Here is a 24,060-nt window from a genome sequence, read left to right on the forward strand (position 1 = left end):
TATTCCCAATTCGCGGCGGTCTGAATCGACTGCGAATTCATCCTTGAGCCAGAAAACAATGCTGTCGTCCGAAAATGATTCCCTGCAATCGATCTCTTCAGATGTTTGCACACTCCCTTTAATTACTGACCTGACTCGTGAGCAACTTGCCCAATGGTGTATTGATCACGATTCCTCTTCCTATCGCGCCGATCAAATTCGGCGTTGGATTTTCACCAAGCGCGTCAATGATTTTGATGCCATGCACGATATTTCAAAAAAATTTCGTGATCTGCTAAAAGAGAACTTTCGCCTGTTTTCAACAACTGTTGTCAAACATCAGACATCAAAAGACCGCACGGAAAAATTGCTGCTGGAACTGCAAGATGGCCATCACGTTGAATGCGTTCTCATGCGTGAACCCAAGCGAAACACAGTCTGTATCAGCACGCAAGTCGGTTGTGCCATGGGTTGTGTTTTTTGTGCCAGCGGTCTCTTGGGATTAACCCGTAACCTCTCGATGGGAGAAATCCTGGAACAGATCCTGCGTCTGGATCGCGTGATCGGCGAAGAAGAGCGGATTTCCAATATTGTCGTCATGGGAATTGGAGAACCATTGGCCAACCTGCCCGCTTTGCTACCTGCTCTGGATACGTTGAATCACAAAGGCGGCATGGGAATTGGTGCGCGAAAAATTACCGTCTCCACGGTAGGGCTTCCCGCCAAAATTCGCGAACTGGCTGATGTCAACAAGTCGTATATTCTCGCTGTTTCTCTACATGCACCCAACGATGCGTTACGCAATCAAATCGTTCCCACGAATGATAAAATCGGCATTCAAAAAATCATGGATGCCACAGACTATTATTATGTCACGACAGGCAGGCGTGTCACCTTTGAATATATTTTATTGGCCGGTGTCAACGACAGTCCGGCTCATGCGCGAGAGCTGTCTAACCTACTCAAGCATCGTAATGCCCATGTCAATTTAATCCCCGCGAATGGTGTGGAAGAAACAGGCTACCAAAGCCCTTCCACAGAAAATGTAGACCGCTTCTTTATGGCACTCGCCAAAGGAGGCGTCAACGTGACTGTTCGAAAACGCAAAGGGGACGATATTGATGCTGCCTGTGGCCAACTGCGATTAAACCGTGAGAAAGAAAAAGACGTCGTCCAGATTCAGTAAATCTAACTGAGAATCACTTGCCTAACTCAAAGTCCTTGGGATCAAAATTCACAAGAACATCATCTCGGAATATCAGATAGACGCTACGCCCATTTTCATCAGGTCCCCACTTATAAGCTTCGTCAGTAGTACGAAACGTTCCACCCGTCGCTTTGAGCCACTTGGATGATTCCTGATACTGACCATCTTCGCCGAATTCTTTCGCGACAGTGGCACGTGACATGCCAGAATACAAACGATTTTTGAGGATCCAATCCAGAGCCTTGGAATCTCGTTTTGTTAAATATCGCGTGCGATAGGCTTCCGCTTTATCGACTTTTTTTTCTGTACGATGTCTACCCGACATCGCTGCGTTAGATTCCCAGTCTGGCATGGTCTCACACCCTGAGCTGAGAGCGAAAACCGCAATGCTACATACCATCCATGTCACCAAACATCGAGAGTTGGCCATGATCATACCCGCCTGATTTTGAAGGTAAAAATAGAAGTGAGAGCACTTGAACTGCACCACATCGTTTGATACAGCAAATGACTTGAGAGAGGAGATTCAGATAACGGAGTTGTCGCCCGAGATGAGAGTGGTTTTTAGCAAATCGTCGCAAATGTGCCAAGAGCAATTTTCACCTGTGAAATACTTACTTAACTCTATAATTACAGAGATTTTAGATCACATATTCTGCATCAAAATGAAAATCCAGGATTTGGCTGGCTTGTCAGATTCTCTGCTCATGTCTATTCTGCAAATGACTGATGACATTCTTCTCGATCAGCAAACTCTATCCACAAGGTTTCCATCAACATGAAAATGTTTTGCGCTGGCCAATGGCAAGATACCACACAAACTATCAACGTGACGAACTCATTTGACCAATCGGTCATTGATACCATCCCCAGGGGGAGCAGTGAAGATGTCACAAACGCTGTGACGGTTCTGGAACAGGGAGCACGAATCATGAAAGCCATGACTCCCTACGACCGCAGCCTGATCTTGCAAAAAGTCTCCGAGTTGATGTTGGAACGCAGCGAGGATCTTGCCCGCACGATCAGTTTGGAAGAAGGAAAAGTGTTGGCGGAAAGCCAGGTTGAAACCATGCGTAGCGCCGAAGTGATTCGGCTTTCCGGCGAAGAAGCCCGCCGCATGACAGGCGAGATGATTCCCTTGGAAGGAAACGCCGGCGGTAAAAACAAACTTGGTTTCACACTCCGAGTACCTTGCGGTATCGTAGCGGCGATCACACCTTTCAACTTTCCTTTGAATCTTGTCTGTCACAAAGTCGGACCGGCTATCGCTGCAGGGAATGCCATTCTGCTGAAACCCGCCAGTGACACACCACTGTCCGCTTTGAAACTGACGGAAATTTTGCTGGAAGCAGGCCTGCCTCCAGAAGCGATTGCCTGCATCACCGGTCCTGGAGGAGAAATCGGACAAGCGATTTGTACGGAACCGCGCATTCGTAAAATCAGTTTCACAGGCAGCTATGAAGTAGGCGCGAAAATCTGTGAAATGGCGGGGATGAAACGGGTCACAATGGAACTGGGTAGCAACAGTCCCGTGGTCATTATGGATGATGCCGATCTCGAAAAGGCGGCGACTGCGATCACGATGGCTGGTTACGCGAACGCAGGTCAGGTTTGTATTTCCGCACAACGCATTCTGACCGCTTCTGCCATCAAAACAGATTTTGTCGATCTGCTCAAATCCAAGGTCGAATCTCTGACGACTGGAAATCAGCTTGACGAATCGACCAAAGTTGGACCGATGGTGCGCGAAACGGATGCCGCCCGCGTTGAAGAGTGGGTGAATGAAGCGATCAGCCAGGGTGCTCGCCTGGTATCCGGCGGTGAACGACAAGGTGCCATCTATACTCCTACGATTCTGGACGAAACCCGTCCTGAAATGCTGGTCGTCAAAGATGAAATTTTTGGCCCTGCTGTTGCGTTGTCTTACTTTGATGACGTCAACGAAGCGATCACCATGGCCAATGATACCACTTACGGGCTCGCTGCTGGTATCTTTACTCAAGACGTTGACCGGGCCATGAAGTTCGCCCGTCAAGTCGACAGCGGAAATATTCATATCAACTGGTCCAGCCAATGGCGGGCCGATGCGATGCCCTATGGCGGTCTGAAACATAGTGGAACCGGCAAAGAAGGCCCCAAGTATGCCATTCACGAAATGAGTGAAGAGAAAATGGTCGTAATGCATCTGGCAGATTAGCACACTCATCATCTGATACGATCCAATGAAAAATTAATCGGAAAAAGAAACATCGGTTGACATTTCCGGGAATCTTCGCAGATCGTTTTCTCCTTATTTCCAGGTGATATTTTCGCACTTGACACCAACGCGCCGTTCTCGAAACTCCCTGATTCTGCGTCGCGCGCGCGAGGCGCTTTTTTCCGAAGGTTGAACACCGCATACCACTTCAGTTTCTTCACTTGAAAACGGGCTGATTTTTCCACATTTTCACCTGAAAAACGGGAACCGGTTCCGAATACCTCGTATCGAATCACTCCGTTTGAGCACACTTTCCGAAACCATAAAAGAAACCAAAACACATTTTTGTACCACATCTCAGACAGAACCGCGCAAATGTGTCTCTTGACCGCGTTGTACCGTTCAACATGATAAGACCATTGCAACAAAACGAGCTCACGTCGAAACAAAGGGGATACGAACATGGCGAACCGGACCTCTCAAATCAAAAAAAGCAGCCTAGAAAAATCAACAGGGAACAAACTCAGAAAGATAGCGTCTAGCAGGTTAATTTGATCTCAAACGACATCAAAACCTGTTTGACCAAGCAAGAGAGGCCACCTACCAGAAACTGACGAAAGAATCTGCCGAGTACAATTACCTGAGATCATAAGCAATAGAGACGTGCAAGCCTAACTGAAAATCAGGAAGTGCAAAAAGAGCATCACAGGACTTTCGTCTAAACAAAAATCCGTACTACCACGAAAGACACGAAAAGCACGAAATTTTTTGAGAAGCTGAAAGCATAATTTCTTATTGTTGAAACATGTAGGGGCAAACCCATGTGTTTGCCCGCCGCTATCCAGCATTCCCAATGCCTAAAAATAAAGCACAGAATATTCGCCAACAAAAGATAAAATTACAACGGATCATAAACAACCGCGGTCGGACACGTAGGTCCGATCCTACTACGATGCGTTCTTTGGTGGGTGAGGATAGGTTTCCGGTCATCTTGATAATTTCAGGCCAGCCTTCTCGGCAATGTCACTCTATTTCGTGCTTTTCGTGTCTTTCGTGGTAGAAATCATCACAAACCGAAACGTTCGCTAAGTGCCAGGCACGATCCACTTAGAGAAGCGGTTACTTCACCAGATACCGTTCCAGCGTTTTACCTGAACTATATTTACCGGACTGCTTGGCCTGAAACATTTCGTTGGTGTGCACGTCAATGGCCGTTAAATAATTTCCGCGATACGCGCAAGTATCCAGACAAACCCAGCCTTCAAATACCAGCGGTTTGCCAGACTTCTGAGCGGTGTGTCCACAAATAATACGTCGTCCTGAAGGGTCGGGCTCTTCATCCCCTTTGAGACGATCCCAACGTAACTCTTGAGTCGTCAGGTCTTCTAGAGGAACTCCGGGAACCGCCTTCGCATGCACAAAAATGTCGGTTTCCGTTTCATAGTAATCGAGGGCGTTCGCTAAAAAGATTCGGTGCTCTTCAGGAACCAGGTCATAACGGCCGCCGTAAGAATCTAAGGCTTCTTTTCCACCATGCTGTAACCAGGTCGATTCCCAATGGCCGCCGTTCAGACCATCGAGCATCATCTCTTCGTGATTCCCTTTGATCATCACGAACCTGCAACTGGCCTTTACATCCAGTAACATCTCGACCACATGCTTTGTGCCAGGACCGCGGTCGACGACATCTCCGAGGCAGATGAAGGTATCATTCCGGGTGAGTTCCAGATGATACAGAATCGTCCCTAATGCCACATCGCAACCATGAATATCACCGATGACAATGGTTCGCCCTGTTTGTGTCGATTGCTCCATCATACGACCAATTTAAATCGAGGAAAAATTGTCTGCATCAGGGCTTGTCTGATTGACTGGGAGGCATGATTCGAGTTGGTTTCGAACTCGGTTCTCCCTTCAATAGCTGTTGACGTGCCTGTGTCTGTTGTGCCAATCCGTGTATTCGAATGAAACCCAGCGCCGTTTCATGTGGGAATTCGTCGCCTTCTTCGTACGTTGCCAGTTCAGGGCTGTAAAGACTGTGATCGCTTTTCAAGCCAGTTACCGTATGGTTGCCTTTATAAAGGGAAACACGCACGGTCCCTGAAACAAAACGCTGGTTCTTTTCTACAAAACCCATCAGATCCTGATGGAACGAACTATACCAGAGACCATCGTAAATAATATCACTACACGTCTGGCTGATAAATGTTTTGAATCGTAGAGCTTGTCGACTCAAGGTCAAAAATTCTAATTCCTTGTGAGCATTATGCAGAATCATGGCTGCAGGTGCTTCATAAATTTCACGACTCTTGATTCCTACCAGACGATTTTCCACATGGTCAATGCGGCCAACTCCATTCTCTCCCCCGATTTTGTTCAAATGCAGAATCAATTCGGCACCATCCATTTCCTTGCCATCAATGGAAATGGGACGCCCCTGATCGAACTCAATGGTGATTTCCAGGGGTTGGTTCGGAGCATCTTCAGGTGAAACGGTCCATTTGTAGGCCTCTTTAGGAGGGGCCACCCAGGGATCTTCCAGAATCCCGGCTTCAACAGAACGTCCCCAGAGATTCTGGTCGATACTGAAAATGCTTTCTTTGGTTGCTTCGACTTCAATGCCGTGGTCTTTGGCATATTGTAACTCTTCGGTACGCGTCCACTTCCATTCACGTACGGGAGCAATGATTTTCAACTGAGGGGCCAGAGTTTGAAACGACACATCAAACCGTACCTGATCGTTTCCTTTACCGGTACAACCATGTGAAACGGCGGTGGCACCATGTTCCTTCGCGACTTCCACCATGCGGTGTGCTATCAATGGTCGCCCCAGTGCAGTCGCCAGCGGATACTTGCCTTCATACATTGTTCCCGCCATCAGCGATGGCCAGACGAAGAAGTCGACAAACATGTTTTTAGTATCTTCAACGACTGCTTCTACAGCGCCTGTTTTGATCGCTTTTTCCTTGATTCCGTCCACATCGCGACCCTGGCCGAGATCACAAGTATAAGTGATCACGTCCATATTGTATTTCTCATTGATCCATTTGACGGCCACCGAAGTATCCAGACCACCACTGTATGCCAAAACTACTTTTTCTCTTGCCACGAAAATCTACCAATCTTATGGAATTGAAGGAATGAATCTATTCAGTTGACGGAATCTCTGAATCATGCAAATGGTACTATTATCAGTGCTTCTCCGCAATACGCACGTTTGAGAGCACGTCCAATTTCATCAGAGCGGCTCTACTACAATGATATTTGATACAAATGGTCCGGAAGGCGCTTTCTTAGACCTACCTGAACAGAGGGGAAATAAAAAGCACCCAACAGAAAACCGTCGGGTGCTTTCAAAATCTATTAGAAAATAGTACGAAACCTGATCTTAGTGCAGGTCATCGCCACCATTATCATCCTTACCCTTTTCAGCAATCAGAGCATCGCTGGTCAAAAGCAGAGTAGAAACACTGGCTGAGTTTTGCAGTGCAGACCGTGTTACGCGTGTCGGATCAATAATCCCGGTTTTGACCAGATCTTCGTATTTCGAAGTGGCTGCATTGTAACCCGTATTTCCTTCCAGCTCAGAAACTTTTTCACAAACCACACTGCCATCATCGCCCGCGTTATTCGCGATGGAAGTCAATGGTGCACGGCAGGCTCGTAAAATAATTTCGTAGCCAATTTTTTCCTCTTCAGAAAGACCTTTAGGCTTGCAGTCTGCTGAACAGCGAAGTAAGGCAACTCCACCACCGGGTAGAATTCCTTCTGCAACAGCAGCCCGAATTGCGTGCAGTGCATCTTCAACACGTGCCTTCTTTTCTTTCATTTCACTTTCAGTAGCGGCACCCACATTGATCTGAGCAACACCACCGGAAAGTTTAGCGATGCGTTCTTCCAGCTTTTCTTTATCGTAATCGCTGGTTGAATTTTCTAATTCACGACGAATCTGTTCGATACGGGCTTTGATTTCCCCGCCTTTACCGCCACCTTCGATAATCGTGGTGTTGTCTTTATCGACAGAAACTTTCTTGGCAGTTCCCAGATCAGAAAGTTGAAGATTTTCCAACTGAATTCCGAGATCTTCAAAGATGGCCTGACCACCGACCATAATGGCAATGTCTTGTAACATTGCTTTACGACGATCACCATATCCGGGTGCTTTCACAGCACAGCAACGGAAGGTGCCACGCAGCTTATTGATCACGAGTGTTGAAAGGGCTTCGCCTTCAATGTCTTCTGCAATAATCAACAATGGTTTGCCTGCACCAACGACTTTTTCCAGTACAGGAACGAGATCCTTAATGTTAGAGATCTTCTTTTCGTGAATCAGAACATAAGCATCTTCCAGGTCGCAAGCCATGCTTTGAGGATCACTCACGAAGTAAGGTGAGAGATAGCCGCGATCAAACTGCATCCCTTCAACGACCTCGAAAGTAGTCTGCAGGCTTTGACCTTCTTCGACGGTAATCACACCATCTTTACCGACCTGCTCCATCGCATCTGCAAGAATTTTTCCAATTTCTTCATCGCCATTGGAGGCAACCTTACCTACCTGAGAAATTGCCTTTTTGTTTTTACATTCGATAGACATGTCCTGAAGCTTATTCACAATATCATCGACGGCTTTGTCCATACCCCGCTTCATGGCAATGGGGCTCACGCCGGCTACAACCGACTTCAAACCTTCATTGTAAATCGCTTCAGCCATGATCGTAGCGGTGGTGGTTCCATCACCGGCAATATCAGATGTTTTACTGGCGACTTCGCGAACCATGCGAGCGCCCATGTCTTCAAATTTGTCAGACAGTTCAATTTCACGGGCAACGGAAACGCCGTCTTTGGTAACGGTGGGTGAGCCAAAGCTCTTTTCAAGAATTACGTTCCGGCCTTTGGGTCCAAGCGTCACACGAACCGCTTTTGCCAGCTTGCTGATGCCGCGTCGCATTGCTTCCTGAGCTTCTTGATCGAAGGCAATCATCTTTGCCATTTCACTATATCTCCATGTACGCAGTTTTAAATATGTTTGAAAGGTAAGAGTAACAATCCCGATTCAACCGAAGCTGTTACTGCTAAATACAAAATGCGAGAGCTTAAAACGTTGCCAGAATGTCGCTTTCGCGAAGCAACAGATACTCTTCTCCGCCAATCTTAATTTCGTCTCCACCATAAGGGCTAAAAATGACTTTGTCCCCTTCTTTGACGGTCAAAGGCAACTTTGTTCCGTCTGATTTCACATGACCGTCTCCCACGGCGACGACTTCGCCTCGTTGTGGCTTGTCTTGCGCACTGTCTGGCAAAACAATTCCCCCTGCGGTGGTTGTTTCTGCGAGTTCTCTTTTCAAAACGACTTTGTCACCAAGAGGGACAATCCGGGCGCCTTTACTTGCTTTTTTGGCAGCCTTCTTCGCCATTAGGATCTCCTAAATTTTCTTTGGTTTCCGACTCAAATGTCTTCACATTGATTTTTTATGATCTGTGGTGGCAAGTTATGCCCCTCCACAACAACGCAATTAACAACTAAGGCTGCTAGTCGAGACCTTAGCGTGACGGTCCCTAATTGCGAACGCCGTGCCCATTTCCAGAATAAGACATAAGTCAAATGAATATAAAGACTTAAAAAACATACACATGATTCGAACTTATGTCGTATCCTGCCGGACACTCTTTTCGGGCATCCATGCTGCTGCCAATATGGCAGCAACTCATGGTCTCAATACAACGTCTCCTCATAACCTGTAAATCAGTAATTGACTCAATTTCCAATGCGATCTTTTAAAAACCGAAGAAATCCTAATTGACACAGATGTTAAAATAGGTAATATCGTTATAAGCAAACTTCAATGATCGTTCTGGCATCTCTCGTCCAGGACAGGGGCTTCTCACCCATTTAATTAGTGATACTCGACACACTCACTCTCTCTTAATTCATTCGTCTTCAGTGACACTTATTTAAGACAAAGAGAGGAGTTTGAAGTGTTCGAGCCCTGTGATTCCACTTCCCCACCACAACCGCAGACAATGTTTCCACAACTCATGAAACGCGCATACAAACTCTATTCAGAGGGGAAAATGCCGGAAGCGCGTGCTTTGTTTCATGATTCAACCTTTGAAACAGCTCACTGGGAGCGCTGCCTGCATTTTGGACAGTTTTTGCTGAAAACAGGACAGGCTTCCGAGGCGATTGAACAACTCTCGGTCGTACTAGACTTCGCACATCAGAACGAAAACAACCCTCTGCGTTCTGTCGTCTGTCACAACCTGGCAGCCGCCTATCGTCAGCTTGGCTATTTTGAATTAGCGGCTCAATTTCAACAATACTCCATCGCATGGGGTGATCTGCGCTCTGCAAATCATCAGACTCTGGAACAAGAGATTGCGCAACTCACCGATGATGCCGCCTGTGATCTCACCGGACGTGCCAATGATGCCATCATTCAAAAAGAATACCAACTTGCCGAACAACTACTGAACATTTCCTTGTCACGAGAAATTCTTTATGGAAGCTTTGATGATCAGGCAGCAGACTGGGGAAATTTAGGAATCATCCAGGGCTTGCAGGGAAACCATGTCAAAGCCATCTCCTATCTTTGGAAAGCTTATCAACTTCATCAAAAGACGATGAATCTGTCTGCTATGGCTCAGGATCTGGCCCATCTCGCAGAACTTTTTTGGAATGTAGGTCGCTCTCATCGCGCGATTCTCTGCCTGACACGTTCAGTGAAATATTATTCCCAGAGTCATCATTCGACTGAAGAACAAAAAGTGTATGCACGTTTGCATGAAATGCAACGCTTACTTTTGGTTCGGGCACAGGATCCCCTCCTGAATTAATCACTTTAACTATGTGGAGATAAAGAGCCGACCATGCAATTTTCATTCACTGTCCACTTGCGAATTGCCCCCCTGTCTGTTGATAATTAGGGCAGAAGTGGAGTTGACTTATTATTCCCCGTCTTGGTCAGAGAGGGGAGATCCCTTCTTGGAACGAGTCGACTCAAATAGATTACGAGCGATATCCCAAGACATTTCAAAGGTCATTCATGCCCATCAAGGTTCGCTGTAAAGAATGTGACACCACTTTTTCTGTCAAAGATGAAGCCGAAGGGAAACGAGTCCGTTGTAAAAGCTGTGGCTCCCCTGTCAAAGTTACAGCGGGACAGAAAAAGAAGAAGCGACCCTCGCGTAGCAAATCTTCTGACACCGATGATTTTCTGGCCAGTTTTGATATCGATAAGATCGAAGATAAAGATTCAAAGATTTGTCCCCGTTGTGGATACGATGTAGATGATGAAGACATCGAGTGCGCCAATTGCGGAGTCGATTTAAGTACAGGTCGCATGTCGGAAGCGACTCGTAAAAAACGCCGACGCAAAGGCCCGACTGTCGAAGAGTTTTACGGGAAATCCTGGGGAGACGCTTACACGTTTCTGGGTAACCATAAAGGGCTGGCGTTCAAAACGTTTCTCTATAGTTTCATCGCCAGTACCTTATTTTTTGGTTCGATCTTTATGATGATGTGGTGCCATCGGACTCCACCGCGTGCCTTCTGGGGCTTTATTGCCTTTGTTTCCATCATGGCGATTCCGGGCTGGATCTGGTTTATCCAGACAGAAGTGGTCCGCTTCGCTCTACAGAAAAAAGCAAAACTGAAACGGATCACCTTTGACTTTTTCCTATGCTCTGCTTTAGGCATTAAATTTATATTCTGGGTCATTCTGTTCAGCCTGCCAATGCAGGCTGTATTTGGAGCCATGGGTTATTATTACATTACCAATGACAATATTCCCGTGGGGGCCATCATGATTGCCGTCGGCTTTATTCCGACCTTCCTCATGTTCCCACTGGCGATGCCACATATGACAATGACAGATTCTTCTCCTGCGTGGATGATGCACAAACTGGGAAAGGTATTTTTAAATCTGGCAAAACCAGCCATTTTCTGGTGCATCGTTTTCCTGATTACCAACCTGCCTGCCATTGGCTGTCTGGTGGGAATTGGTGTCATGTATGGGAATGATCTGGACCAGTTTTTCTCAAATGTACGTTACAATTCGTTGATCGCGGCAGATGAGCAGGCAAAGACCGACGCTGAAGAAAACAAAATTAAAGACTTCGAACCCGGTGAATTTGTGGGCAAAGAACCGCGTACACTAGAGCCCAAAGTCCTCATCGTACCGTCGATCCTGTGGTTTTTCGCTTGTCTATTTTATGCACCTGCGATGATCTTTAATGCCCGCGTTAACGGATTAATGGCACTCCACAGCAAACCTGACCTGCAATTGATCACAAAAATTCAAGAGACCAAGTACGTCTCCAAAGCTGTGCAGAAAGAGACCGGCCCACCCACGGCCCGCTGGAAATTGGCATTGGCTGGAATTGGTGTTGGTCTGGTTATTGGAACCGGGTTTTTCTTCCTGATACCAATCTTGCCTATGATGCTTTTATACGTCTTGCTTTTCATTGTCGCCTTTACACAAATTGGCTGTTTCTTCGCTACTCTGGCCAAAATCAACAGCGAAGAGGGACTCGGTCTGGCAATTCTAGGTTTTTTCATCTCACTTTATGCCTATATCATGGGTTGGGTTTACGCAAAATCTGACAAAGATATGGGTGGTACGATGATGATTTGGACATTGTGCATCATTGTCAGTACGATGATGCAATTTGGGGTCGCGTTTCATGCCGTTGCGAAAGCCATAGAGGAATTACCAGCGGTCGAAGCCCCCGTCGACCCGGCTGATATGCCCGCAGATCAGGCTGCCCCCTAATTCTGTTCGAACCAATAGCCTCTGGTTGACAGCCCTGTCTGGTTGTTTACAATAGAGGAAGTTTCCACCGCTCTTCCCTCCTGCTCATCCAGCGGGCAAATGGAGTGGGTACTCCTGATTCACTCTGCTGAAATGACGTGATATCATCGGGAGCCAATGATAATTTCCATTTGTTCTGAACAGTACCCACTCTTCCAACTGATGCAACTTGCAATTCACTCCGTGAAGTGTAAACAGTGGTGATTCTGTTCGGTATTGGTCTCTCCAGAATGATATTTCCATGAAACCACAGTCTCACGATCTATTTGATGAATCCACCATGAGTTTCGGGGATCACCTCGAAACCCTTCGCGTTCATTTATGGAAAGCATTAATTGGCCTGGCGATTTGTGTGGTGGGCGCATTATTCATTGGCCATAAAATTGTCGCCGTAGTGCGTGCTCCCATTGACTCTGCTTTAAAGGAATACAACCTCGATAAGCTCCCTCATCCGGATGATCCTGTTCTCGATCCGGAACAAAAAACGGCAGACCAGAAAGCAACCATCGAAGAAATGATTGCCAGCCTCAGCAGTGAGAAAGAACAAACCCCCGAGACAAAAACACTGCAGAAAATTTTAACAGACTATCAATACCGCTTAAACAATATCGAAGAAACGATGGCAGAACCCGTGACACTGGCGGTTCAAGAAGCGTTTACCACGATCTATTTGAAAGTTTCATTCGTTGCAGGATTGGTCTTTGCCAGCCCCTGGGTGATTTATCAAATCTGGCTGTTTGTGGCAGCCGGTCTTTATCCACACGAACGAAAGTACGTCTATATTTATCTTCCGATCAGTATCTTTCTGTTTCTGGGAGGTGCCCTGTTTTGTTTTTACGCCGTGTTCCCCTTCGTCCTCAACTTTCTGCTGGGCTTTAACAAGCTACTCGGTGTGAATCCTCAAATTCGACTCTCAGAATGGATCAGCTTCGCGATCACCCTGCCTGTGATGTTTGGACTTAGTTTCCAACTGCCTCTGATCATGTTGTTCCTGGAACGCATCTCCATCTTCACTGTGAAAGACTATCATGAAAAGCGACGCATGGCGATTTTGATCATTGCGATTATTTCCATGTTGATGACCCCTGCAGACCCGATGAGTATGCTGTTGATGATGCTGCCTTTGATCTTTCTGTATGAATTAGGGATTCTCATGTGTAAATTTTTCCCCAGTGCCACTGCCAGCCCTTTTGAAACGACTTGATTCCAGCTTGTTACAAGGGATTATTTTCCTCTGTTCATGGTTTGATCACTTTCATTACAATGCCCAACTCCGTGAGCCTATTACTCGTGGAGATAATTGCATCTGTTTTAAAACCATAGAGGACGAATATGAACACCCCTGACAGGGAAACCGTTATTGATCCAGCTGCCGAACAAACAAAAAAGAAAAACTTCCTCAAACGTTTCTTGGTCGTCTGTGTGATCATTGGTGTGAGTGTGTTAATCTGGGAAGAATTTCTGGAAGACCGGCTGGTTGCCAAACGCTGGGGTGTCGTTGAGCCGGGTAAAATCTATCGTAGCGGCCAAATCTCCAGTCATTTAATCGAACCCATGCTGATCGAAAACAAGATCGAAAAAGTCATCGCTTTGAATGGGAGCGACTTAAAAAAGCCCTACCTCAAAACTGAGGTAGAAACTGCTCAAAAGCTGAACATTGATCATCAGGTTTTGCACTTAATCGGTGATGGCACCGGTGATGTGGAAGACTATGCCGAAGCAGTCGCAGAAATAATGCGCTGTGAAAAAGCGGGAAAACCGGTGCTCGTTCATTGTGCCGCTGGCGCCCAAAGAACGGGTGGTGTTGTAGCCGCTTATCGCATGCTGGTTCAGAAAAAAACACCCGATGAAGCCTATCAGGAATTATTACAATACGATTGGAAACCACATAAAGATCAGGCGCTTCTCGATTACCTCAATCAAAACCTGGCCACGCTCTCCAAACTATTGGAGCAGAAAATAGAGTGGTACGAACCGCCGGCAAAGATCCCCGTCATCGGCAAATAAAGATCGCCTGTCTTACGGTCATTTTCGTAAACCAGCAACTTGATTTCTCAGATATTCCTGAATCGTGATCGATTTGACATCTTTGTTCTTGCGTAGTGTTTCCCAGTGATGAATCAGCCCACGGTCTTTATGATCTAATTTCCAGCGGATTTTATGTTCCGCGCGTAAGTGCAGCTTTTCTTCGAATCGCGTCTGTAACTCGACTTCAGTCGGAATTAATTCCCGCTTTCTGAGCTCCTCGTTTAAAATAATTCGCGAACCGGGGGGCAATGTGTAAGGATGCAACACATAATTGAAACGCGCCATCCAATCTGCAAACCGTAAATATGTTTCAGCGGCCGATTTCTGGTCGGAAGCAGCACACTGCACACGGTAGTTAATCAACTGACTGTCCAAAGAGAGTTGGTTTTTGCTCTCATCAAACTGGACGTCAAATGTCGGATCGAGTTGAAACTTCAACTGCTCGGCGATGGCTTTACCCGTCGATTCCTGTCGCTTGATTTGATCGTGAATATATTCCTGTGTCTGATGCCGCGCCACGACCAACAAGTTCTTGATTTCATCAAAATCGATAATTGCTTTAATCATCCGCGATTCACTCAGGATAATCAGCCGATTCTGAGCGGGGTCGAAGATGGTCACCTCTCCTAAACCATCCACATGATCGTAAACTTTTTCTGCGTGAAAGATCGAAACACTACGAGAAACAATTTTAGCGTCCACATTTTTTTGATGCTGATATACGGTCGTACGAATCCGGAATTCCTGTGCCGCGCTTGTATTGAAACTCATTACATACGCAATACAAAAAATGCCAATGGCGAACAAAGATCTCCACATAACGGCTTTACTTTCCTGAGATAAATTTTGCGAACCACCGTCGCATTCATAAGTAGTTTGTGAATGGAGCCAGTCGCTGTTGAGAAGTAGTCACGAAAGAAAATGAGGTAAGAAACGAGAGATGAGAGGCAGAGCCTAAAAAAAAGGTGATTTTGCTGCAAGAGGAACTTTTCAACAACCCGGAAGAAGACAAGGTGTGAATTCCAACTCTGATTCACTCTCATTAAACTCAACAAAACTATTAAACCTTTACTATAATACATCTTATAGCTTTTATAGATTTTGTAATTTCTATAATTCTCTCGCTTGATGAATGATCAGGTTTCTATTTCCTCATCAGAACTTCATAATAAAGTTCCTCTCTCAACATTTCCAAAACCGATTTTCCTTCACAAATAGAGCAATTTAGGGTGACACATGGATTCAAAATCCGGAAAAAAAGCAAACCCCCAAGAAGACACAACTCTGCTGCCCATCACCCATCAGTTAGAAATCCCGCACGATCTGGTTCCCGAAGAAATTCAAGAGAAAGTCAAATCTGCCTCAAAGCAGGACATCCTCTGTAAATCTTATCCTTATCGCAGCAAAATGAAGCGAAAAAAATATGCAGAGGATTTAAAACTGTTGCAGATTGAGCTATTGAAACTGCAAAGGTGGGTCCAGCAGAAAGGAGAGCGAATCGTACTCTTATTCGAGGGACGCGATGCTGCCGGTAAAGGGGGCACCATCAAACGCTTCAGGGAACACCTCAATCCTCGCGGTGCTCGAATTGTCGCTTTGCCAAAACCGACTGAAACCGAGCAAGGCCAGTGGTACTTTCAACGTTACATCGAACACTTACCAACGAGAGGCGAAATCGTCTTGTTCGATCGCTCCTGGTATAACCGGGGAGTCGTCGAACCTGTGATGGGTTTTTGTCGCCCGAGTGAACACCATACCTTCCTCCGCGAAGCACCACAGGTGGAAAATATGCTGGTGAATTCCGGAGTGCGGCTGTTTAAGCTTTGGTTCTCCGTAAGTCGTGAAGAGCAATTTCGCCGCTTCAAAGCGCGTGAGACGGACAAACTGAGGCAATGGAAATTGAGTCCCATTGACATAAAAAGTCTGGGTCTCTGGGATGAATACACTGAAGCGCAAAATGCCATGCTAATGGCCACAGATACGAAAGCCAGCCCTTGGATTGTGATTCATTCTGATGATAAAAAACGTGCTCGTTTGAGCTGTTTAAGTTATATTCTGAGTCATATTGATTACCCCAACAAAGACGAAAACATCGTCGGGACTTTTGATCCTAAAATCATCGGCTCTAAAGAAATGATGTACGACACCAGCAAGTGGTGAGCGCTCATTGCGATGGCTACACCGGATCAATATAACAAATACTTCGCCCGCCGGACGGCGAATTCAGCAAGATCATCCTGATACAAAGCTTGAATCTGCGGCACAGTTTTGCCTGCCACGACAGCATCAAATACTCGTTGGTTTCCTAACAAGCGGTTAAAGTGCTTCGTCTCCCATTGATCGGGAAACAGCAAACGTAGCTGATGTGCCACTTCCAGCCCGGTCCTCACTGATTGAAACGCGCGCCGATCTGTGATGATGAAATTCACACCACCACACAACTCACCCGAAAATTTACTGGAACTTGGAGTGAATTGAACGGGAACAAAACGAACTCCAGGTAGCCCCGCTTGATTTAGCCGCCGCGCCAGTTTCATGCCATCCAGCCAGGACGCACCGATCCATTCAAAGGGAGAATCGGTCCCGCGCCCTACCGACAGATTGGTTGTTTCTAACAAACCGATGCCGGGATAAAAAACGGCTTCGTTCAGATTTCGCATATTGGGAGAGGGATTGACCCAGGTCAGGCCGGTCTCATCAAAGTACATCTCCCGTTTCCAGTTTTGTAATTGAATGACCTGCAAGTCAACGTTGATCTTCATTTCGCTGTTAAACATCCGCGCCAATTCGCCGACAGTCATTCCATGACGAACCGGAATCCGGTGGTAACCCACAAACGATTGTGCTCCTTCATCCAGAACCGGGCCCGCAAAGTCGACGCCGTTAATCGGGTTGGGACGATCCAGGACAATAAATTTGAGCCCCTGTTTTTGTGCGGCCTGCATCGCATTTCCCATTGTGGAAATATAGGTATAAAATCGCGCACCGATATCCTGAATGTCGAACACAATCGCATCCAGTCCTTGCAAGCTCTCGGGGGTGGGAGTTCTTGTTTTTCCATAAAGACTGAATATTTTCAATCCGGTTTTCTGATCTGTCGAATCGCCGATTTTCGAAACATCTAACTTACCGGCAAAACCATGCTCGGGGCTGAATAAGGTCTTAAGCTGGACATTAGGGGCTTCATGCAGAATTTCCACCGTACTCTTACCATCACGGCTTAAACCCGTGTGGTTGGTAATCAAACCAATCTTCAATCCTTTCAGTGATTTGAACCGGTTCTCTCGTAACACATCAATGCCAGTCAGCACTGATAAAGCATCACTGGCAGCGACCGCCGGCGTTGATTGCTGAATGGATTGCTGGTCTATTGCTGCGGCAGCGATAGTTCCGATACGCCCTGCTAACGAATTAACCGAGCCTTTCCCGTCGGGGTGCACCCGATTGCTGAGAAAGATTACAAATAAATCCTGAGCGGGATCAATCCAAAGCGAGGTTCCTGTAAACCCGCCATGCCCAAACGCCTGCTTTGAAAGGAAATCACCTCGATTCGAAGAATAACGCGAAAGCACATCCCAGCCGAGACCACGTTTAACATCATCAACGGGATAACCGCGCGTCATCATTTTTACGATCTCTGGTTTTAAAATTTGAGCTCCCGCATAGGAACCCTGGTTGAGCATCGCCTGAGCATAAACAGCTAAATCTTCCGCCGTTGAAAATAATCCTGCATGCCCGGCAACCCCTCCCAGTCGGTATGCCCTTGGGTCGTGCACCTCACCTTGCATCCAACGATCTTCGCGTTGCTGTGTTGTAGCGGCACGTTTTTTTAATTTTGGTCCGGGCAGGTAACCTGTTTCATTCATCCCCAACGGCTGAAATACGTTTTTACTGGAATACTCATGAACTGATTGACCTGTGACGCGTTTTATAATATCGGCTAATAAGATGAAACCGACATCGGTATAGACAAATCGCGTCCCTGGCTTGTAATAAAGTTTTAAAGCATAAATTCGCTCCATCGCTTTTTTGGCACCATCCCGGTAGTCTTTAATGGAGTTATCGGGTATCAATCCCCCTTGATGAGTCAATAGTTGATACACAGTAATGTCCTGTTTTCCATTCACGGCAAATTCGGGAATGTATTTGGAAACAGGATCGGTCAGCTTGATCTTCCCCTGCTCTACCAACTGCATCACACTCGTGGCAGTGGGAATCGGTTTGGTCAGTGATGCCATATCAAATACGGTATCGGTCGTCATCGGCACTCTTTCTGGTTTCAACTGACGATCACCGTACGCTTTCAAAAACACAACCTTTCCCTGATACCCAACCAGCACGACCGCACCAGGCATTGATTTCCTATCCAGCCCACGCTGAACTACAAAATCAATCATCGCTAACCGCCTGGCATCCATGCCAACCGCTTTCGGTTTTACCTGTGGTAGCCGAGGTGGTTCCGCGGTAAAAGCACTCGGTAAACCGGAAAAGAAAAAGAGACAACAGATAGCCAAAAAGGAATGACACTTCATTGAATGATCCCACTATTAAATTGATTTGGGTTGAATCATGCTGCTGGTGGAACTGATTACTCTGCTTCCCATTGAAAACGTGCTGCCATCGGCATACGACGACCTGAACCAAAAGCACGCCCGGAGAGTTTGATTCCCGGAGGCATTTGTCGACGTTTGAATTCATTCTGATCCAGTTTCCTGGCAACCCAGCGAACGGTTTCGATAGGATATTGTTTCGACAGGCTCTGAACGGAAAGCTCGTCTTCAATCAAACCTTTGAGAATAGCATCCAATAAATCATAAGGTGGTAAGGAATCCTGGTCGACCTGATTCGGAGCCAATTCTGCACTTGGTGGCTTTTCCAGAATATGTTCAGGTATGATTGTCCGTCCCGCTCTTTGATTTACATGACGGGAGACCAGATAGACATCGCATTTGAACACGTCGCTTAGAACGGCAAATCCTCCCGCCATATCACCATAGAGTGTGCAATATCCCACCGCCAGTTCACTCTTGTTTCCCGTTGCCAATGCCAGCCAGCCATGCCGATTACTTCGCACCATCACATTCGCACCGCGAATACGCGCCTGTAGATTCTGATCTGCCAGTCCTGCAGGCTGCCCTTTCAAATCGTCTCCGATCACAGGCAGATTTTCGAATGCGCGATGCACTTCATCGATGGGAATGATTTCATAGTCAAGTCCCAGATTTTTTACCAGTTCCAAAGAATCAGAAATGCTGTGCTCGCTGCTGTAACGGCTGGGTAGTAACAAAGCATGTACGTGCTCAGCCCCGATGGCTTCAGCGGCAATGGTACACGCCAGCGCACTATCAATCCCCCCCGATAAACCTAGTACACAATCGGTGAATCCGCACTTCTGCATGTAATCCCGCAGCCCCAGTACCAGGGCCTCAAAAAGTTGCTCTTCACGAGAACTCGCTTCGACTTTGTTTGCTTCCACATCCAAAGGGTGTTCTGTATCGAAGTAGCTCAGATCCTCTTTAAACCCGGGCATCTGGAGTGCAATTCGATTATGCTGATCTGTTACAAAACTATGCCCATCGAAAACCAAATCATCGTTACCGCCCACTTGATTCACAAACAGGTAGGGAATGGAAAAACGATCCACATGTGAACTGACAATCTGATGCCGACGTTCGCGTTTTTCAATTTCAAAAGGACTCGCAGATATATTGATCAGCAAATCGGAACCGGCTTCTGCCAGGATCTGCACCGGATCGGGTAACTCCTCAGGCTGATTATGGTAAAACGTATCCGGCTGCCCCCACCAGGCATCTTCACAAATATGGAGCCCCAGTTTGAACCCCTGAAATTTAATGGGTTGAATACCGCTCAACTCCGCAGAACGAAAATAGCGATGCTCATCGAACACATCGTAAGTCGGAAGAAGTAATTTATGGACACACGCTGATACTTTGCCCTCATGCAACAGGCTGGCGGCATTGGCCATGCGCTCCGGTGGAAGATCTCGCCCGGTAGGATGCCCCACGATCACACCAATCCCTGACGAAATTTGGCCTGCCAGATGCTCAATCGCTTGATCACAGGCTTCGACAAATCCTTCCCGCAACAGAATATCTTTAGGAGGGTATCCACACACTGCCAGCTCTGAAAAAAGAATCAGGTCTGCACCCGCTTGTTCTCCCCGCCGTACTGTGTCTAGAATTCGCTGACAATTTCCACGCAGGTCGCCTACCGTCGGATTGAGTTGTGCCAAGGCAATTTTCACAGACGCTCTTTACTCCTGAAACTGACGCCGTTGATTCATCTTTATTTAACAATTGCTCGCAATGATGTCTTCACACGCCAAAACTCGGATTGAATATTTACATGATTTCACGCAAATGAAAACCATCATAATCCTAGTAGTTGTATTAATTTTACCGGCCAATCTATCTGTAATATCAAAATTCGCTAAAAATAAGTGCAGATTTTACTGTACTTATAAAAAACGTTACGAAAAGTGGCCTTTTTTTTTGACCGACCAAAAGTCTCAAACTAGATTTACGATGAGCAGATCCCTGTCTCTCAAGCGAACCGGGCCATCGTTAAAGCCCGTTTTCTATCGATTTCCCATCTCGAATTTTCCAGGGCTGAGACCTCCTTATGACACATTCTAGAAAAAGATCATCAACAGAAACAGGCAAAGGGCCTTTATTAAGTCATACATCGATCCTGATTATCAGTATCTTTGTGCTGGGTATGGCAACCGGAAACATATCATCGTTGCCCACTAACAGCATGTATCTGATGATGGGGGTCTTCGGCTTGATCTCGTATTTTGGACTCGGCGCACTGGCAACACGAAGAGAACGCAAAAAACGAGAAAAACTTCTGGAGAAAAAAGGAGTTGCTCTGGAAGGGCGTCTTGAACGTCACCTCGTCTCCCAGGGTCCTAAAATCAGCTTGTCTCAACATTTGATATCAAATGGCCCCGATCAGAACAGTCAATACCAGACAGTCAATAAGCAACCCTTAGCTTCTCGCAACAGATTCTAAAAAAAGAGTGAGCTCGAAAGAATCTGAGCCTGGAATTGACAGAGGAAAGGGTGAGGTACACTCGCCAAAAGCATTCTTCGCTGGAATCGATTCTATTCAGCCCAAATAGCATTTCTCGAAATACTATTTGGGCTTGAATTCAGGTTAATTTGCCGAAGGTGGACTGACTCGTCGCACACGACTCAGAGCATTCTTTGCAGCCACTCTGACTTCGGAGTTTGAATCAAAACGTGCTTTTAGTAATTCAGGAATCGACTTGTGTGCATACGGGCCGATTTCGCCCAGTGCATAAGCGGCTCCCGCTCGAACCTGGCTGGCTTTGTCTTGCAAGGCAATAGAGAGAGCAGCAACGACTCGATCATCCTGAGATTTCAGATCTGCCAGACTGTAGGTCGCTAGCCAGCGGATGTTGACATCTTTGGATACAACACAATCGGCCAGAGTTTTATTTGCCTGAGATTGCCACTCTGGATTACGAGCCAGTAACTCGGCAGTATGTAAGCGGACGTACTCATTCGTATCTGACAACGAACGAACCAGAATGGGTGTTAACTCCTGAGATTGCGTACCCATCTGAGACAACACGGCTGCGGCAAAGGAACGATCACTCTCAACAAATGAGTTCATGGCGTCAATCAAAGTGGGAATCGAATCATCGGTGTTTCCTTCAATTTTCCACAATGAAAACGCACACTGAATACGAACTCCCATATTTTCATGTAGCGTTAACGATCGGAGAGCGGGTGTCGCTGCTGTTGCCTCGGATTCCATCGCCCCCAGGCGTTGAACAGCCTGTTTCAACGTTGGTACATCATGTGCATCAAGTTGCTTGACTAACTTCAATACTTCTCCGGTCGCAGCAGGGCACATATCGGCTGCCGTCATCGGCTGAGCTGTTTCTGGCTTGGGTCGGCTTACAATCGCGTTTTGCACAAAAGTTTTTTTGCTCTTTAGGACAGGTTGGACCTCAACTTGACGTGAGACAGTACTCACCTGAGTTTTTTCTGGAGCTTTCATTCCAGGTTCAACAGGCTTCCATTTTCCAAGCTTAATCGTGCGTCCTTCAAAGGGAGATTGAACCGTCACCTGACGGGTCTGATTCACAAAAGGATTCTCCACTTCTCTTTGTGGTACAGACGCAACCTGGGGTTCAGTCTGCTCAACCAGTTGGAATTCAGGTTTGTCTTCTATGATCAACTCCTCTTCAGGAGGCGTGAAGTCTGCAATCAGCTCATACTGCAATTCACGCATTAATTCATAGGCAGAGCGTTTCTGTTTTATATTTTTCTGAACTGGTTTCGTGTCAACGCGAGCCACCTGTACGTCTCTGGTCACTTGCGCTGTCTGTTTTTCTGCTTTAATAGATCGTTCTACTTTTTGCACGTCTTCATCAGTCAGTTTTCTGAACGTAATTTCTTCTTTTACCTCAGGACGCGATTTTGTTCGAGCCAGAAGCTGATCCAGCTCATCAATCTGTTGTTTGGCTTTTGATTGAGTCTCTTGTTTCTTCTCGGCAACTTCCATTTTTGGTTTTTCAAAAGCAGATTCCGCTAACTTGGGATCTGCCAGAAACGGATTCTCTACTTTCTGTTTCGCTCCCGGATTTACAATACGTTCTCGAATGACGCGGAATGGAGAGTCTTTCGTTTCAGCAACTTCGATTTCTGGTGTCTTCTTTATACTTTTCCTGATTGTTTTCTTAGACGTTTTTTCGACTGGTTTGCGAAAGAGGTCTTTTTCTGCGACAGATGCAGTCAACTCACGTTTCTTCTGCTGAGAATGGTTGACCATTTGCATTTTTGATTGCGCGGATTTCAGACTGGGATCGCTCGAAAGGTGGGCAACATTCTGTTCGACGCGCTTCAATAATTCCTGATTCAGCTCGTATGCTTTGGAACCCTTTTTCAAATCTCCCCTGCCACTGGCTTCTCTTTTGCTGATCGCCAGCGATTTCTGGTAATGGCTTAAGGCCAATTGTTTCTCTCCACGTTGGGAGTGCAGGTGTGCAACAATTTCATGTGCCTCTGCAGGGGAACTGATTTTGCGGAGTTCGGTGTAACTCTCTTTCATTTTCCCCTGGATACCATACACGGTTGCCAGTCGAGTAATCGCGCGCTCACTTTGTGAATCAAGCTTTACTGATTTTTTCAGAATCCCTTCTGCCTGCTTGTACTGTTTCATCTTATACAGCGCGTAACCATAGTCACTCAGAAGCTCTGGGTTTTCAGGTGTAAGTTCATGTCCTTGCTTAAAGTACTCCAGTGCTTTCTCGCGTTCACCTAATCGATAACTGACGATGGCCAGTCGATGACAGGCACGCGCGTGCTTGGGATCTGCCTTATGAATCGATTCGTAGGCTTTTTTGGCCTTTTCAAATTCTTTTTTGTTTTCTAAATCCTGAGCAACGACCATTTTGCTATCCAGAACTTTTTCCTTCGCAGATGAAGGAAGCATGGCTGTGGGCATATGAGAACAACCTGCGAACGGAACAGCGACAGACGCTGAAAGAACTGCGGCCCAAATACTGCAGCGCTTCATTATGAAATCCTCTAAAAAGATGGAGTCGAGAGGGATTAGTCTTTATAGCCGTTATGTAGAATTGATCTCGTGAGTACTTCGAAGCATCAATTCCACCCTGATTCCGGCGAGAACACTCTACCGGAGGTCATTCCATTTACATGGGTCATGCCAAATAGAATGTATTAAACGAACACTTGTGGCTTAGTGAATAATTCGGTTATTCATGTTGTGCTGATGCAAAGGGAAAGACAGAATATCACTTTCGCAACGAAGATCGTGCCGGA

Annotated in this window: 18 protein-coding genes; 8 read left to right on the forward strand and 10 right to left on the reverse strand. The window is 46.4% G+C overall.

Annotated features, from left to right (window positions below; translation table 11 throughout):
* Positions 1-58 precede the first annotated feature (58 nt).
* Positions 59-1,165: a 23S rRNA (adenine(2503)-C(2))-methyltransferase RlmN gene (gene rlmN, locus V144x_RS25705; protein WP_144989643.1), complete on the forward strand. Its 1,107-nt coding sequence runs from the start codon at positions 59-61 to the stop codon at positions 1,163-1,165.
* Between the two features lie 13 nt (positions 1,166-1,178).
* Here rlmN and V144x_RS25710 read toward each other — a convergent pair whose 3' ends face one another.
* Positions 1,179-1,538, reverse strand: a complete 360-nt coding sequence (locus V144x_RS25710) for a hypothetical protein (protein ID WP_144989645.1) — start codon at positions 1,536-1,538, stop codon at positions 1,179-1,181.
* Between the two features lie 37 nt (positions 1,539-1,575).
* Positions 1,576-1,776, reverse strand: coding sequence for a hypothetical protein (locus V144x_RS25715; protein WP_144989647.1), 201 nt, complete (start codon positions 1,774-1,776; stop codon positions 1,576-1,578).
* Between the two features lie 188 nt (positions 1,777-1,964).
* On the opposite strand from V144x_RS25715, the gene V144x_RS25720 reads away from it, so the two are divergent.
* Positions 1,965-3,383 (forward strand): aldehyde dehydrogenase family protein, encoded by a 1,419-nt coding sequence (locus tag V144x_RS25720; protein WP_144989649.1) that lies wholly within the window; start codon positions 1,965-1,967, stop codon positions 3,381-3,383.
* 1,119 nt (positions 3,384-4,502) lie between these two features.
* Here the strand turns inward: V144x_RS25720 and V144x_RS25725 are convergent.
* The 4 genes from V144x_RS25725 to groES all read right to left on the reverse strand — a co-directional run bounded on the left by V144x_RS25725 (position 4,503) and on the right by groES (position 8,797).
* On the reverse strand, positions 4,503-5,201 hold the full coding sequence (locus V144x_RS25725) for a metallophosphoesterase family protein (RefSeq protein ID WP_144989651.1): 699 nt from the start codon (positions 5,199-5,201) through the stop codon (positions 4,503-4,505).
* 34 nt (positions 5,202-5,235) lie between these two features.
* Positions 5,236-6,492: an argininosuccinate synthase gene (locus V144x_RS25730; RefSeq protein WP_144989653.1), complete on the reverse strand. Its 1,257-nt coding sequence runs from the start codon at positions 6,490-6,492 to the stop codon at positions 5,236-5,238.
* Between the two features lie 279 nt (positions 6,493-6,771).
* Positions 6,772-8,373 (reverse strand): chaperonin GroEL, encoded by a 1,602-nt coding sequence (gene groL, locus V144x_RS25735; protein WP_144989655.1) that lies wholly within the window; start codon positions 8,371-8,373, stop codon positions 6,772-6,774.
* Positions 8,374-8,476: 103 nt separating this feature from the next.
* Positions 8,477-8,797: a co-chaperone GroES gene (gene groES / locus V144x_RS25740; protein WP_144989657.1), complete on the reverse strand. Its 321-nt coding sequence runs from the start codon at positions 8,795-8,797 to the stop codon at positions 8,477-8,479.
* Positions 8,798-9,359: 562 nt separating this feature from the next.
* On the opposite strand from groES, the gene V144x_RS25745 reads away from it, so the two are divergent.
* From V144x_RS25745 to V144x_RS25760, 4 genes are all read left to right on the forward strand, one after another.
* On the forward strand, positions 9,360-10,217 hold the full coding sequence (locus V144x_RS25745) for a hypothetical protein (protein WP_144989659.1): 858 nt from the start codon (positions 9,360-9,362) through the stop codon (positions 10,215-10,217).
* Positions 10,218-10,426: 209 nt separating this feature from the next.
* Positions 10,427-12,154, forward strand: coding sequence for a zinc ribbon domain-containing protein (locus tag V144x_RS25750; protein WP_144989661.1), 1,728 nt, complete (start codon positions 10,427-10,429; stop codon positions 12,152-12,154).
* Positions 12,155-12,434: 280 nt separating this feature from the next.
* Positions 12,435-13,397 carry a twin-arginine translocase subunit TatC gene (gene tatC, locus V144x_RS25755; RefSeq protein ID WP_144989663.1) on the forward strand — a complete coding sequence of 321 codons (963 nt, stop codon included), beginning with the start codon at positions 12,435-12,437 and terminating at the stop codon, positions 13,395-13,397.
* 128 nt (positions 13,398-13,525) lie between these two features.
* Positions 13,526-14,200: a dual specificity protein phosphatase family protein gene (locus V144x_RS25760; protein WP_144989665.1), complete on the forward strand. Its 675-nt coding sequence runs from the start codon at positions 13,526-13,528 to the stop codon at positions 14,198-14,200.
* A gap of 18 nt (positions 14,201-14,218) precedes the next feature.
* Here the strand turns inward: V144x_RS25760 and V144x_RS25765 are convergent, their stop codons facing one another.
* Positions 14,219-15,040 carry a hypothetical protein gene (locus V144x_RS25765; protein WP_232102645.1) on the reverse strand — a complete coding sequence of 274 codons (822 nt, stop codon included), beginning with the start codon at positions 15,038-15,040 and terminating at the stop codon, positions 14,219-14,221.
* Between the two features lie 417 nt (positions 15,041-15,457).
* Between V144x_RS25765 and ppk2 the strand changes: the two genes are divergently transcribed.
* Complete coding sequence (ppk2, locus tag V144x_RS25770) at positions 15,458-16,381, forward strand: polyphosphate kinase 2 (RefSeq protein ID WP_144989669.1); 924 nt, start codon at positions 15,458-15,460, stop codon at positions 16,379-16,381.
* Between the two features lie 26 nt (positions 16,382-16,407).
* On the opposite strand, the gene V144x_RS25775 is transcribed toward ppk2, so the two are convergent.
* Both V144x_RS25775 and V144x_RS25780 read right to left on the reverse strand, forming a co-directional pair.
* Entirely contained in the window at positions 16,408-18,753 is a 2,346-nt protein-coding gene (locus V144x_RS25775; RefSeq protein WP_144989671.1) for an exo-beta-N-acetylmuramidase NamZ domain-containing protein, read from the reverse strand.
* Positions 18,754-18,809: 56 nt separating this feature from the next.
* Positions 18,810-20,486: an NAD+ synthase gene (locus tag V144x_RS25780; protein WP_144989673.1), complete on the reverse strand. Its 1,677-nt coding sequence runs from the start codon at positions 20,484-20,486 to the stop codon at positions 18,810-18,812.
* Between the two features lie 377 nt (positions 20,487-20,863).
* Here V144x_RS25780 and V144x_RS25785 point away from each other — a divergent pair, with 377 nt between their 5' ends.
* Positions 20,864-21,256 carry a hypothetical protein gene (locus V144x_RS25785; RefSeq protein WP_144989675.1) on the forward strand — a complete coding sequence of 131 codons (393 nt, stop codon included), beginning with the start codon at positions 20,864-20,866 and terminating at the stop codon, positions 21,254-21,256.
* A 144-nt stretch (positions 21,257-21,400) separates the two neighbouring features.
* Here the strand turns inward: V144x_RS25785 and V144x_RS25790 are convergent, their stop codons facing one another.
* Positions 21,401-23,794, reverse strand: a complete 2,394-nt coding sequence (locus V144x_RS25790; protein ID WP_144989677.1) for a HEAT repeat domain-containing protein — start codon at positions 23,792-23,794, stop codon at positions 21,401-21,403.
* Between the last annotated feature and the right edge of the window lie 266 nt (positions 23,795-24,060).

Source organism: Gimesia aquarii (assembly GCF_007748195.1).
GTDB lineage: Bacteria > Planctomycetota > Planctomycetia > Planctomycetales > Planctomycetaceae > Gimesia > Gimesia aquarii.

What these genes read in the sequence shown, in the direction of transcription:
- rlmN (WP_144989643.1), top strand. Translation starts at nt 59, where the DNA reads ATGCTGTCGTCCGAAAATGATTCCCTGCAATCGATCTCTTCAGATGTT.
- V144x_RS25710 (WP_144989645.1), bottom strand. Translation starts at nt 1,538, where the DNA reads ATGCCAGACTGGGAATCTAACGCAGCGATGTCGGGTAGACATCGTACA.
- V144x_RS25720 (WP_144989649.1), top strand. Translation starts at nt 1,965, where the DNA reads ATGAAAATGTTTTGCGCTGGCCAATGGCAAGATACCACACAAACTATC.
- V144x_RS25725 (WP_144989651.1), bottom strand. Translation starts at nt 5,201, where the DNA reads ATGATGGAGCAATCGACACAAACAGGGCGAACCATTGTCATCGGTGAT.
- groL (WP_144989655.1), bottom strand. Translation starts at nt 8,373, where the DNA reads ATGGCAAAGATGATTGCCTTCGATCAAGAAGCTCAGGAAGCAATGCGA.
- groES (WP_144989657.1), bottom strand. Translation starts at nt 8,797, where the DNA reads ATGGCGAAGAAGGCTGCCAAAAAAGCAAGTAAAGGCGCCCGGATTGTC.
- V144x_RS25750 (WP_144989661.1), top strand. Translation starts at nt 10,427, where the DNA reads ATGCCCATCAAGGTTCGCTGTAAAGAATGTGACACCACTTTTTCTGTC.
- tatC (WP_144989663.1), top strand. Translation starts at nt 12,435, where the DNA reads ATGAAACCACAGTCTCACGATCTATTTGATGAATCCACCATGAGTTTC.
- V144x_RS25760 (WP_144989665.1), top strand. Translation starts at nt 13,526, where the DNA reads ATGAACACCCCTGACAGGGAAACCGTTATTGATCCAGCTGCCGAACAA.
- V144x_RS25765 (WP_232102645.1), bottom strand. Translation starts at nt 15,040, where the DNA reads ATGTGGAGATCTTTGTTCGCCATTGGCATTTTTTGTATTGCGTATGTA.
- ppk2 (WP_144989669.1), top strand. Translation starts at nt 15,458, where the DNA reads ATGGATTCAAAATCCGGAAAAAAAGCAAACCCCCAAGAAGACACAACT.
- V144x_RS25775 (WP_144989671.1), bottom strand. Translation starts at nt 18,753, where the DNA reads ATGAAGTGTCATTCCTTTTTGGCTATCTGTTGTCTCTTTTTCTTTTCC.
- V144x_RS25785 (WP_144989675.1), top strand. Translation starts at nt 20,864, where the DNA reads ATGACACATTCTAGAAAAAGATCATCAACAGAAACAGGCAAAGGGCCT.
- V144x_RS25790 (WP_144989677.1), bottom strand. Translation starts at nt 23,794, where the DNA reads ATGAAGCGCTGCAGTATTTGGGCCGCAGTTCTTTCAGCGTCTGTCGCT.